Annotated in this window: 12 protein-coding genes; 5 read left to right on the top strand and 7 right to left on the bottom strand. The window is 68.2% G+C overall.

From position 1 onward, the window contains the following. Positions 1–455: 455 nt before the first annotated feature. Genes AC3WOS_RS27750 through AC3WOS_RS27740 form a run of 3 tightly spaced genes read left to right on the top strand, consistent with a single transcriptional unit; the run spans position 456 to position 3,336 of the window. Positions 456–1,364, top strand: a complete 909-nt coding sequence (locus AC3WOS_RS27750; protein ID WP_492720449.1) for a phospholipase — start codon at positions 456–458, stop codon at positions 1,362–1,364. 5 nt (positions 1,365–1,369) lie between these two features. Then, positions 1,370–2,764, top strand: coding sequence for a peptidylprolyl isomerase (locus tag AC3WOS_RS27745; protein ID WP_492720447.1), 1,395 nt, complete (start codon positions 1,370–1,372; stop codon positions 2,762–2,764). Next, entirely contained in the window at positions 2,761–3,336 is a 576-nt protein-coding gene (locus AC3WOS_RS27740) for a hypothetical protein (RefSeq protein WP_492720446.1), read from the top strand. The genes AC3WOS_RS27745 and AC3WOS_RS27740 overlap by 4 nt, the downstream gene beginning before the upstream one ends. A gap of 7 nt (positions 3,337–3,343) precedes the next feature. Here AC3WOS_RS27740 and AC3WOS_RS27735 read toward each other — a convergent pair whose 3' ends face one another. The 5 genes from AC3WOS_RS27735 to AC3WOS_RS27715 all read right to left on the bottom strand — a co-directional run bounded on the left by AC3WOS_RS27735 (position 3,344) and on the right by AC3WOS_RS27715 (position 6,809). Further along, positions 3,344–4,072 carry a GGDEF domain-containing protein gene (locus AC3WOS_RS27735; RefSeq protein ID WP_492720445.1) on the bottom strand — a complete coding sequence of 243 codons (729 nt, stop codon included), beginning with the start codon at positions 4,070–4,072 and terminating at the stop codon, positions 3,344–3,346. Then, the gene (locus AC3WOS_RS27730) at positions 4,069–4,461 is read right to left on the bottom strand and encodes a DUF1987 domain-containing protein (protein WP_492720444.1); all 393 of its coding nucleotides are present in this window, start codon (positions 4,459–4,461) and stop codon (positions 4,069–4,071) included. The genes AC3WOS_RS27735 and AC3WOS_RS27730 overlap by 4 nt, the downstream gene beginning before the upstream one ends. A gap of 120 nt (positions 4,462–4,581) precedes the next feature. Further along, entirely contained in the window at positions 4,582–5,136 is a 555-nt protein-coding gene (locus AC3WOS_RS27725) for a SiaB family protein kinase (RefSeq protein ID WP_492720442.1), read from the bottom strand. An 18-nt stretch (positions 5,137–5,154) separates the two neighbouring features. Then, the gene (locus tag AC3WOS_RS27720) at positions 5,155–6,381 is read right to left on the bottom strand and encodes a SpoIIE family protein phosphatase (protein WP_492720440.1); all 1,227 of its coding nucleotides are present in this window, start codon (positions 6,379–6,381) and stop codon (positions 5,155–5,157) included. Positions 6,382–6,554: 173 nt separating this feature from the next. Beyond that, positions 6,555–6,809 carry a hypothetical protein gene (locus AC3WOS_RS27715; protein ID WP_492720439.1) on the bottom strand — a complete coding sequence of 85 codons (255 nt, stop codon included), beginning with the start codon at positions 6,807–6,809 and terminating at the stop codon, positions 6,555–6,557. A 247-nt stretch (positions 6,810–7,056) separates the two neighbouring features. On the opposite strand from AC3WOS_RS27715, the gene AC3WOS_RS27710 reads away from it, so the two are divergent. Continuing rightward, positions 7,057–8,628 (top strand): S53 family peptidase, encoded by a 1,572-nt coding sequence (locus AC3WOS_RS27710; RefSeq protein WP_492720438.1) that lies wholly within the window; start codon positions 7,057–7,059, stop codon positions 8,626–8,628. Positions 8,629–8,825: 197 nt separating this feature from the next. Further along, on the top strand, positions 8,826–9,419 hold the full coding sequence (locus AC3WOS_RS27705; protein ID WP_492720436.1) for a hypothetical protein: 594 nt from the start codon (positions 8,826–8,828) through the stop codon (positions 9,417–9,419). A gap of 108 nt (positions 9,420–9,527) precedes the next feature. Here AC3WOS_RS27705 and AC3WOS_RS27700 read toward each other — a convergent pair whose 3' ends face one another. Both AC3WOS_RS27700 and AC3WOS_RS27695 read right to left on the bottom strand, forming a co-directional pair. Next, positions 9,528–10,340: a crotonase/enoyl-CoA hydratase family protein gene (locus AC3WOS_RS27700; protein ID WP_492720434.1), complete on the bottom strand. Its 813-nt coding sequence runs from the start codon at positions 10,338–10,340 to the stop codon at positions 9,528–9,530. Positions 10,341–10,386: 46 nt separating this feature from the next. Further along, positions 10,387–11,363: fatty acid desaturase family protein (locus AC3WOS_RS27695; protein ID WP_492720432.1), on the bottom strand; the 977-nt coding region annotated here is incomplete at its 5' end.

Genomic DNA, 11,363 nt, shown 5'->3' with positions numbered 1-11,363 from the left:
GGGCGGGGGCGGCGGCGGGCGCGGCGGCATGCGCGCCGGCGGCGCCGGCCAGGCAGCAGGCCAGCACCAGGGTGCGCAGCAGGGGCAGGGAGGTGGAGCGGTTTTTCATCATGTTTGCTCGTTGTTCTGTCGTTGATGGGGTGCCGCGGCGCTGGCCGCGAGCCGGCTGCATCGTACTGGATGAAAATGACACGACGGTGACACGTTATCATTCATCTTGTTGCAATACGGCAACACCGTAAATACATAAATCATAATATTGACATATTTCCTTGTTAAACTAATTGAACAAAAACGCACGCCCGTGCGATTTATTTAATGGGGAAATGATGAAAAAGACTGGACTGATGGCCACTAGCCTGGCTCTGGCAACGCTGGTAACACTGGCAAGCGCACCCGCACATGCATGGCAGCAAGAAACGCACCGCCGTATCGTATTGGATGCGGTGACCTTCATGAAGAACAATCCGGGCAGCACCAATTACGACAAGCTGGTGGCGGGCGTGACCCGGGCCGGCTACACCATCGACCAGTTCGCGACGGCGCTGGGCCAGGGCGCCTACGACGTGGACGATTTCGCCGACACCTACATCTGCGGCGCCAGCACCGGCAACTGCCAGATGGCGCCTGTGTGGGGCCTCGGTTCGGGCATCGTCAAGTACACCTCGTACTGGCACTTCCAGAACCACACGGCCGGCAAGGACGTCCACGGCAACCCGTTCGGCGGCTACAACTACGCCAAGCTGACGGTGGCCGGCGACATCGACAACATGGCCGCCAGCTGGCTGTACGGCGACTACCTCGACGACGGCGCCGGCGGCAACAAGGGCTGGTTCGGCGACGGCACCAAGTACAACAGCTACGGCCTGACGGAGGCGCACTACCGCTTTGGCGGCGTGTCGAGCAATACCCAGTACGCCGATTTCGAAACCATGCCGTTCCAGCCGATCGACAACCTGGGCCAGTACTGGTTCCAGCAGTTCCTGGCGCAGCCGTCGGCGCAAAGCCTGGGCTTCACCCTGCACACCACCGACCTGCTGCAGCCGCACCATACCTGGACCACCTCGGCCAACAACCACGCCTCGTGGGAACAGTGGGTGCAGGACTACTATGACACCGAGCACCTGAACGATCCGGCCCTGGTGGCCGCCGCCATTGCCGACTTTACGCCGGTGGCGCCGGCGGCCGTCGACATCCGTCCGCTGCTGACCCAGGGCGGCACCTACTCGTACGCCAACGGCGGCATCGTGCTGTCGTCGAGCGACCAGAACGACCGCCGCCGCGTGGGCCAGCAGATGATTCCGCACTCGATCGCGATGGTGGTCCACGTGCTGAACCGCGCCGCCGAGCGCCTGGCGAACTAAGCGCCATGACGATCCGGACCACAGGCTGGCGCCGTGCGGCGCTGGCGGGAGCGCTGGCGCTGGCGTTATCGGCGGCGCTGGTGCAGGCCCAGGCCCAGGCGGCAGTCGCCTATCGGCTCAACGATCCTGCCATCGCCGCCCGTGTCGACGGCGCGCCGCTGCTGGCATTCAGCGTGGACGCCATGTGGCGCACGGCGCGCCAGGGCGACCCGAAAGCGAGCCGCAGCGCGGCGCTGGAACAGGCCGTCGTCAACCGCCTGCTGGCCGGATCGGCGCGCAAGACTTATGGCGAGGCCGTGCTGTTCGCCGGGCAGCGCGTGGCTTTCGCGCATGACGTGATGGTGGACGACCAGCTGGTCGCCACGCTGCGCGGCCTGTACGGCAAGGAGCTGGAGCAATCCATGCAGCGCCTGCCCGGCGCCAGCCTGGCCGGCCTGGTGACGGCGCAGGCGGCCGTCGATCCGGCCGCGCTGGACGCCGTGTTCGGCCGCGCCGGCCAGCTGCGGCTGGAATACACGCTCAACGCCGCCCAGCTGGCCCGGGCGCAGGACGTGGTCGTGCTGCGCTACCAGCTGCCGCAAGGCCCGGCCGGCGCCATCACGCTGGCCGATGTGTACCGGCGCCAGAACGTGCAGGGCAGGGTGGCGCTGTTCGGGCGCCAGTCGGCCCACCTCCAGCAGCAGGCCAGGCTGGCGCTGGCCGCGTTGTACGTGCAGCACTGGAGCAGCCAGCGCTTCGGCGCCGCCGCCGTGGCCGACCTGCGCCGCGTGCTGGACGAGCAGGACGCCGTGCAGGCTTTGCAGCAGTTGCACGGCATCGGCAATGACATCGACGCGGCCAGTCCCGTCGTCAAACAGTTGTCGGCCCAGGTCAGCGCGGCCGATATCGACAATTACTACCGCCGCCATCGCGAGGAGTTCCGGCGCATCGAGAAGGTGAAGGCGCGCCATATCCGCCTGGCCGACGAGCGCACGGCGCAGACGGTGGCCGATGCGCTGGCCGGCGGCGCCGATTTCGGCGCGTTGGCCCGGCGCTATTCCAGCGCCGCGGACAGCGCGGCCGGCGGCGAGCTGGGATGGCTGCAGCACAGCGGCACGCCGGACTGGCTGGCGCAGCTGGCGTTCTCGCAGCCGGAAGGCCAGCCTTCGCGCCCCATCCGCAGCCCCGTGGGACCGAACGAGAAGGCGGTGTGGGAGATCGTGCTGGTCGATAAGCGCCAGGAAGGCTACCAGGACCCGGCTTCGGAAACCGTGCGCTACGTGGCCGGCAACGCCGTGGCGCGCGAAAAGGCGGCGGCCCAGCTGGCCGCGCTGCGCCAGCGCCTGCTGGGCGAGGCGCGCATCGACATCAACCGTGGCGTGCTCGATCAGCCGCTGCGCCAGCTGGAGCAGCGTTCATGAAGCGCGGCGCGCTGGTGGCGCTTGCCGTCGCGGTGGCGGCGGCGGGATGGCTGGCCTGGCCGTCCGTCGCCCGGCAGGCGGGCATGGCGAGCGGGCAGCCCTCCGCGTCTGAGCGTGCGGGCGACGCAGGTGCGCGCGCGGGCGAGGGCGGCGACCAGTGGTTCCACGCCGTGCCCGAGCACGAAACCGAGCTGCAGCGGGTGGCGCTGACGCCCGTCGACAGCAGCCGCTCCGCCTGGCTCAGCATGGCCGAGACGCGCGAACATGGCGACGCGCGCACGCCGCCACTCGAACGTGACGAAGCCCGCACGCCGCCCACGGCGGCCGAACTGGCCGACCCGAAAGCCTATCAGCAGTACCAGCAGGGACAGCAGGTCCGGGTGCTGGGCGCCTTCGTCGGCGCGGCGGCGGCCGAGTTGCCGCGCCTGCAGGCCGATGTGGAGCGGGGCCGCGCGGCCGGCGTGCCGGCCGAGCAGATCGCCAAGGTGGAAGAGAAGATCCGCCGCATCGAGCAGCAGCGCCAGGCCATCCTGCGCAACCATCCCGAGTTGAACGGCGCCACTGCGCGCTGACCCGGCTTTAAACCGGCGCGGCCAGCTGCACGCGATTGCGGCCGGCCCGCTTGGCCGCGTACAGGGCTTCGTCGGCCCGGGCATAGGCGCTGTCGAAGCTGCAACCGGCGCGGCACCAGCTCACCCCCACGCTGGCCGTGACCTGGCGCGCGACGGGCGCGGCGAAGACGTGGGCCGCGACGGCGTCGCAGATGCGCTGCCCCAGCGCGCGCGCCTCGGCTGCGCTGGCGGCCGGCCAGACGACGGAAAATTCCTCGCCGCCCACCCGGCCGATGGCCGCCTCGCTGCCCAGCAACTGGCGCAGGCAATGCACCACGGCCTGGATCACGGCGTCGCCCGTGGGGTGGCCATACTCGTCGTTGATACGCTTGAACAGGTCGATGTCGAGTACGATCAGCGCCGTGTCGCTGCGCTGCAAAATGCCACTGGCGTGCTCGATCACGGCGCCCCGGTTCAGGGCGCCCGTCAACGGATCGTGGCTGGCGCGGTAGGCCAGCTGGGCGGCCATGTCCTGCAGGCGGCGGTTGAGCAGGTTCATGTCGCGCTCGGCCCGGTCGCTGCGGGCGATCAGGCGCGCGCTCTCGCGCATCAGGCGTTCGTAATGGACGATCAGCTGGCCCAGCGCGTGACGCTGGTCGGCGCCATAGGTGGCGTCGGCGTACGCTTCGCGCGCCTGGGCCAGCGCGGCGCGCTCGTTGGCGAACAGGTCGGCCTGCGCCGCGCCGGCGGCCGTCATCCGGCCGCGCCTATGGCGTGGGCCTGGAAGTCGAGGGCGGCGAAGTCGTCGCGCAGTTCCTGGCCGAACTCGAAGATGGTGTCGTCGTCTTCGTCGTGATACCAGTTCAGGCGCACCTGGTTGCCGGCCAGCGCCGCGCCGTTGAACGCTTCGAACAGCGTGAACAGCATCTTGGTGCTGGAGCTGTTGAAGTAGGCCAGCGACACGTGCACCGTGATGACGGCGTCGCTGCGCCCGGCCAGGTAGGCGCGTACGCGCTCGATCAGCGGGCCGTAGAAGGCGGCCGCGTTTTCCGGATAGGATTCACCCTTGATCGACAGGACATCCTGCGCGAAGCGGAAGTCGATCTCCGGCGACGTGGGCGAGGCGTTGATGAATAATGGTTCCATGGTCTTTCCCGATCTTGCTTGCTAAGTGGTGGCTTCAAACTGGCCGTGGCCGGGCATGGTGGCCGGGGCCGTGCAGCCGCACGGCGGGGCGCCACGGCGCCACGGACTGTTTGAGGCGACCTAAATGATGGCCTTGATGCAGAACACTGTGGTGCCGGCGTGCTGCGGTTCGGGCACGAACTCGAATTCCAGCGGCGCGCTGGCCTCGCGCGCCATGGTCAGAAAGCCCATGCCGGCGCCCTTGCTGTCGGCCGGGGTTTCCTCGCGCAGCGCCTTCTTGTAGGCGAACTTGATCTGTTCCATCGTCATCGTGTGCAGCGGCTCGAGCCGGCAGCGGATGCGCTGCACGTTGGTGCTGTCGACCGGATTGGCGCACAGCAGGAAGAAGCTGTCGTCCTTGATGCCGATGCAGAACGAGCCGCGCCGCATCTGGGCGTCGTGGGCACCGGGCGTGAGCGTGTCGGACGAGTAGTGCATGATGTTCTGCGCCATTTCCACGAACGAGGAAAAGATGCGCCGCCGCGTGGGGCCGGCCGCGCCGGCCGTGTCCAGCCTGGCGCGGATGGTCTCGGAAATGGCCGCTACCACGTGCTGCGAAAAATAGCCGGCGTAAAAGAAGATGATGTGGCGCTTGCGGGCCACGTCCCAAAACTCATTGAATTCTTCGTACAGCAAAACGCGCTCCTGGTCGGATCATGGGCGGAAACAGAAAAAGGTCAGGTCGTCGCGGCGCGGCTGTTCGCCTTGCCAGCGCTGCAGGTCTTCCAGCACGGCCTGGCCGACCCGGGCCGCGCTATCGTCGCGCCGCGCCAGCAGCAGTTCGCGCAGGCGGCGCTTGCCGTAGCCGATGTCGCGGCTGCCGCCGATCTGGTCGGTCAGGCCGTCGGTGGCCAGGAACAGCAGGCTGCCTGGCGCGACGGCCAGCCGGCAGCTGGTCCAGGCATGCGCGAGCGGCGTGTCCACGTAGCCCACGCCCATGCGCGCGCCGTCGGCCACCTGCACCGACGGCTGGCCCGGTTCCAGCTGGTACAGCGCCAGCCGCGCGCCGGCGTAATGGAGCTGGCGCGCGGCGGCGTCGAACCACAGGAAGGCGGCGTCCATGCCGTCGTTGGAGGCGGGCGTGGCGCCGTCCTGTTCCAGCTGGCCCAGCATGGTCTTGATGCCGCGGTTGACGGCGCCCATCAGCGCGGCCGGATCGCGCGGGCCGTGCTGCTGCAGGGCCTGGGCCAGGGTGGAGGAGGCGATCAGCGTCATGAAGGCGCCCGGCACGCCATGGCCCGTGCAGTCGGCCACGGCGGCGAACCAGCCGTCGTCGTAGCGGGCGAAGTGGTAGAAGTCGCCGCCCACCACATCGCGCGGCTGCCATTCAAGGCAGGCGTCGGCCAGGGTGGCGGCCAGCGCTTCGGCCGAGGGCCGCAGCAGGGCGCGCTGGATCACGCTGGCGTAGTCGATGCTGTGCATGATCTGGCGGTTCTTTTCGGCCTGCATGGTGGCCACCACGTTCATCAGCTGCAGGCCGAAGCCGACCCCGGCCAGTTCACCGCCGCGGGTGATGATGAAGCCGTCGGCCAGCGCCTTTTCGCCCGACTCCACGGCGCGGAAGGTGAGCGCTTCGATGCTCATGGCGGCGTCCACGATGAGCGGGTCCTTGTCCATGAAGGCGATGCAGCTCTTCTTGCCGTACACCTCCTGGTAGTAAGGCTTGGACATCTGCGACATGAACAGGTTGCGGCTGATCAGGCCGATGGGGCGCTGCTGTTCCGTGACGGGCAGGCTCATCAGGTCGCGCCGTTCCGTGAACAGCTCCAGCACGGCGAAGTTGCTCAGATCGGAAGGGACGGCGACCGTTTCCACGCACAGGTCGGCGGCGACGGACAGGCGGAAGCGGGGCAGATGCAGACGAGAGGCGTTGAACTCCACGGCCTATAACCTTTGCGGAACGGTAGCGGTTGGTGACGGTCGCCCCTGTTGCGGGCATGCCGGCCATGCTAGTGCCGCAATGTTACTGGCTGATTACAAACTTAATGAAAAGGAAAAATAGTTATCTTTTGGGATATGGTCGCCGGTGCTGGTGCCGGCGCTGGGCGGCCCGCTCAACTGGCGCACAGCATGTGCAGGAAGCTCAGGTGCTGGCTGACGGCGCCCCGTTCGGCGCGCCGCTGCGGGTCGCCGTCCTGGGCGAACTCGTCGCGGATGGCCAGGCATTCGGCCAGCGCCGCTTCCAGCGCCCGCAGCAGGCCGGGCATGCCCGCTTCGTCATACCAGACGGGCAGCAAGTTCATCAACGCTTGCACTGCCGCTTGTTCGGACTGCATCAGCACGTGGTCGGAGGTCAAGATGGTGCTCACTTTCTCATTGCCCCGCGCCAGGCGGTGCGGCGGCCGTAAAACCAGTATAGACCATTTCACGATAATAGTTTCTAATAAAAAACAGATGTGGCAATTATGATAATTTAATGTTGCGCTTTTGACGCAGCCGGGCGGTTCGCTTCCGGCGCACTTCTGCGCTGTATCAAAAGGCCGTTTGCTGCGGCCAGTATCGTCAATCCTGGCGCCGCCCGGAGCGGCTTGACGACACCCGCACAGGAGATAATCGATGGCCACCACCGCACATACACACGTTATTCCGGGCAGCACGCAGACGGCGCTGGTTGGCGCCGTGGCGCTGGGCCCCGTCGATCCCGACCAGGTGATAGAAATCACGGTGCGGCTGCGGGCCGCGCCCGAACGCAACACGCCCGACCTGCAGGCGCTGGCGGCCGACCAGCCGCCGGCCAGCCGGCGCTACCTGAGCCGCGAAGCGTACAGCCTGCAACATGGGGCCAGCCATGCCGACATCGTGACGGTGGAAACCTTCGCCCGCCAGCATGGCATGGCCATCATCAGCAGCAACGCGGCCCAGCGCCGGGTGGTACTGTCGGGCACGGCCGCGTCCATGGAACAGGCCTTCGGCGTGCAGTTGCAGGACTATGAATTTCCGGACGGCACCTACCGTGGCCGCGAAGGCGAACTGCACGTGCCGCCGGAACTGGCCGGGGTGGTGGAGGGCGTGTTCGGGCTGGACGACCGGCCCGTGGCCACGCCCAAGTTGCAGCGGCTGGAACCGGACGGGCTGGTGCAGACGGCCGCCGCCGCCACCGGCACGGCGTTCACGCCGCCCCAGCTGGCCAAGCTGTACAACTTCCCGCCGGGGCTCGACGGCACGGGCCAGTGCATCGGCATCATCGAGCTGGGCGGGGGCAGCCGGCCGCGCGACTTGAAGGCCTATTTCCAGGAGCTGGGTTTGCCGCTGCCCGTGGTCAAGACCATCTCCGTCGACCACGCCAAGAACCGGCCCACGACGGCCGACAGCGCCGACGGCGAAGTGATGCTCGACATTGAAGTGGCGGGCGCCATCGCGCCCAAGGCCGTGATCGCCGTCTATTTCGCGCCCAATTCGGAACGGGGCTTCCTGGACGCCATCACGGCGGCCGTGCACGACAAGGTGAACCGGCCGTCCGTGCTGTCGATCAGCTGGGGCGCGCCGGAATCGCGCTGGACCGGCCAGGCCATGACGGCCTTCGAGCAAGCCTTCGCGGAAGCGGCCGCCATGGGCGTGACGGTGTTGTGCGCGGCCGGCGACAACGGTTCCTCGGACGGCGAGGCGGACGGCCGCCAGCACGTGGACTTTCCCGCCTCGGCGCCCCATGCGTTGGCCTGCGGCGGCACCCGGCTGGACGTGCAGGCCGACGGCGCGACGACGGAAACCGTGTGGAACGAGGGACCCAACAGCGCCACGGGCGGCGGCTACAGCGCCTTCTTTTCGCGGCCCGACTACCAGGCCGTGCTGGGTGACGACGTGACCATGCGCGGGGTGCCGGACGTGGCCGGCGACGCCGATCCGGCCACCGGCTACCGGGTGCGGGTGGACGGACGCGAACTGGTGTTCGGCGGCACCAGCGCCGTCGCGCCCCTGTGGGCCGGCCTGCTGGCGCTGGTCAACCAGCAGCTGGGGCAGCCGGTGGGCTTCATCAACCCCTTGCTGTACGGCTCGTTGCGCAGCCAGGGCGTCACGCGTGACATTACGGTGGGCAACAATGGCGAGCAGCAGGCGACGACGGGGTGGGATGCCTGCACGGGCTGGGGCTGTCCGGACGGCCAGAAGCTGCTGCAGGGGCTGTCGAGCTAGCCTTGCAGTTTCTGTGCGGCAAATAAGTGTGGCGTTCTTGCAAGCATCTTCGCGCTTCTTGTCTGGATTTTGGGAAATATCAGGCGAAACACTGTTACAATGAGCGTCAATTAGTGTGCCTCTTGGTCACTATCTGGCGTGGGCCGCCCGGCGGGCCGCCTAGCGTGTTTTGCCTCTTTTTTTTCCGGAGCCGAGCTATGCAGATGAACGGACCGTCCTTCGCGGCCACCGTGACCGCGACAGGCACATACCCAGAACGTACGCCCACCACTGAGCAGATCGCCTCGCGCCATGCGGCGGCCGCGCACGCCCATCCCGCCATACCAGTCCCGGATGCCGACAGCGTCGCGCCGGTGCAGCACGCGCCGGCGTCGCTGACGGGCGCCGACGTTGCCCGCAAGACGGCGGACGACGCGGCGCGCCAGGCCCGGGAACAATTCGACGCGGGACTGCAAAGCCTGGCCAACCGGCCCGAGGCGCAAATCCTGCATGCGCGCCTGGCCACCCAGGTGCGGCCGGCGGCGCAGCAGCAAGCCACGCAAGCGGCCAACGACAGCCAGCTGGCCGCGAGCAAGCCTGCGCCTGTCCCCAGCGGGGCCGACAATGAGATGGCGGCCGATATCAACCACGACGGCAAGGTCAGCGACGACGAGCGCATGCGCTACGTAGCGCCGCTCACCTACCGCAGCAGCGAACGGCTGGCGGCCCTGGCCGACAGCCCGTCCGCATTCTCGCTGGCCGAGGCCAACCGCGCTTACGGCCAGGTGGCGGCGCAGGCGCTGGCGGCCTGACGTAACGTCAGGCCCGCCGATCGCCGTGGCACCCGCCGCGGCGCGATGCCGCCGCGAGTGCATCATCCTGACGCCGCCTGCGGGCCGCCGTCACCTTGCACTGCCTGTTTAATCCTTGAAGCTCGCCTCGCGCTTGGCCATGCCGGCCATCATCGCCTCCTGCAGATCGTTCGACATCAGCATGGCCGCGTTCCAGGTGGCCACGTAGTTGAGGCCGTCGGCCACGCTGTGGTCGCGCGCGTAGGTGATCATTTCCTTGCAACCGCGCACCGACAGCGGCGACTTGCTGGCGATCACGGCGGCGATCTCGCGCACGCCCGCGTGCAGCGCTTCCTTCGATTCGAACACGCGGTTGACGAGGCGGATCTCGCGCGCCTCGGCCGCATCGACCTTGCGCGCCGTGTAGGCCAGCTCGCGCGTGATGCCTTCGCCGATCAGGCGCGGCAGGCGCTGCAGCGTGCCCACGTCGGCCGTCATGCCGATGTCGATTTCCTTGATGGTGAAATAGGCGTCGGCCGAGCAGTAGCGCATGTCGGCGCAGGTGATCAGGTCGATGCCGCCGCCCACGCAGGCGCCGTGGATGGCTGCCAGCACGGGCTTGCGGCAACGCTCCAGGCTGGTGAGCGTGTCCTGCAGGTCGAGGATGACCTGGCGCAGCGCTTCGCGCGTGCGGCCGTCGCAATCGTTACGGATCTGGCCGCCCAGGCCCATCATCATTTGCAGGTCGATGCCGGCCGTGAACAGTTTGCCGTCCGCTTCCAGGATGGCCACGCGCGCCTCGGGCGTGGCGTCCACCCACTGGAAGGCCTTGCGCAGTTCGTGCCACATGGCCAGGTTCATGGCGTTGGCCTTGTCGGCACGGTTCAGCTTGACGACGGCGATGTGGTCTTCCAGATGTACGGTCAGGGTTTCATAGCTCATTGCGGTCCTTTCATGCCATGGTCCATGGCGGGGGAGGTGGGAGAAATCAGGGGGCCGGGGCCGGCTTGCACATCAGGGCCAGCACGTCCAGGTAGCCGGGCGGCTGCGGGCACAGGCCCCGTTCGCGCAGCAGGCGGTGGGTCGCTTGCAGGCGGAAATAGGGCACGGCCGGCATCAGGTGGTGTTCGATGTGGAAGTTGACGCGCAGCGGCGCCACCGTGGCGCGGGCCAGCAGGCCGGCGCGGGTGGTGCGGGTGTTGCGCAGCATGTCCGTGCTCTGCTCGGTGCAGCCGTGTTCGGCCATGGAGCGGATGCGCATGTACAGGCTGTAGGTGCTGAAGTAGGCGCCCAGCCAGGCCAGGTAGAGCCAGGCGTGGCCGGTGGCGGCCAGCGTGCCCAGCAGCAGGGCCTGGAACAGGAAGTATTTCCAGCCGTTGCGCACCAGGTCGGCCGCGCGGTCGCGCCAGGTGCGGCCATCCTGGGGCAGGCGCACGACGTCGCTGGCCACGGTCCAGCGCAGCACGCCCGCGTTCATCAGCAGCAGGCCCAGTTCGCGCTTGAGGCCGGAGATGCCCGCCACGTCGCGCAGCAGCTTGCGGGCCAGCGAGACGGACGTGGTGGGGAAGGGGGCGGCCAGGCTGCGGTCCGTGTCGTCGGCCGTGCCGGTCTTGGCGTGGTGCTGCAGGTGGTGGCGCCGGTAGCGCTGCAAATCGACGCCGATGGCGCTGCCGCAGGCGTAGTCGCCCACCAGGTCGTTCAGGCGGCGGCTGCGGAACAGCGTGCTGTGGGAGGCGTCGTGCATCAGGATCGCCAGGCTCAGCTGGCGTCCGCCCAGCACCAGGATCACCAGCAGCCAGGTGAGCGGATGGGGCCAGCGCGCCAGCACCACGAAGCACAGGGCGATCATGCCCCAGGTGAACAGGACGGCGCGCCAGCCCATCCAGTCGGAACGGGCCGTGAGGGCGGCGATTTCCTCGCTGCTGAAAATGTCGCTGAGCTTGCGCCGGGGCGGCGCGTGGGTGG

It is taken from the genome of Rugamonas sp. FW305-51, assembly GCF_058786935.1.
Note: the sequence above shows the minus strand (reverse complement) of the source record. Positions and strands in the feature narration are given on the sequence as shown.

What these genes read in the sequence shown, in the direction of transcription:
- AC3WOS_RS27750 (WP_492720449.1), top strand. Translation starts at nt 456, where the DNA reads ATGAAGAACAATCCGGGCAGCACCAATTACGACAAGCTGGTGGCGGGC.
- AC3WOS_RS27730 (WP_492720444.1), bottom strand. Translation starts at nt 4,461, where the DNA reads ATGGAACCATTATTCATCAACGCCTCGCCCACGTCGCCGGAGATCGAC.
- AC3WOS_RS27740 (WP_492720446.1), top strand. Translation starts at nt 2,761, where the DNA reads ATGAAGCGCGGCGCGCTGGTGGCGCTTGCCGTCGCGGTGGCGGCGGCG.
- AC3WOS_RS27735 (WP_492720445.1), bottom strand. Translation starts at nt 4,072, where the DNA reads ATGACGGCCGCCGGCGCGGCGCAGGCCGACCTGTTCGCCAACGAGCGC.
- AC3WOS_RS27710 (WP_492720438.1), top strand. Translation starts at nt 7,057, where the DNA reads ATGGCCACCACCGCACATACACACGTTATTCCGGGCAGCACGCAGACG.
- AC3WOS_RS27700 (WP_492720434.1), bottom strand. Translation starts at nt 10,340, where the DNA reads ATGAGCTATGAAACCCTGACCGTACATCTGGAAGACCACATCGCCGTC.
- AC3WOS_RS27705 (WP_492720436.1), top strand. Translation starts at nt 8,826, where the DNA reads ATGCAGATGAACGGACCGTCCTTCGCGGCCACCGTGACCGCGACAGGC.
- AC3WOS_RS27745 (WP_492720447.1), top strand. Translation starts at nt 1,370, where the DNA reads ATGACGATCCGGACCACAGGCTGGCGCCGTGCGGCGCTGGCGGGAGCG.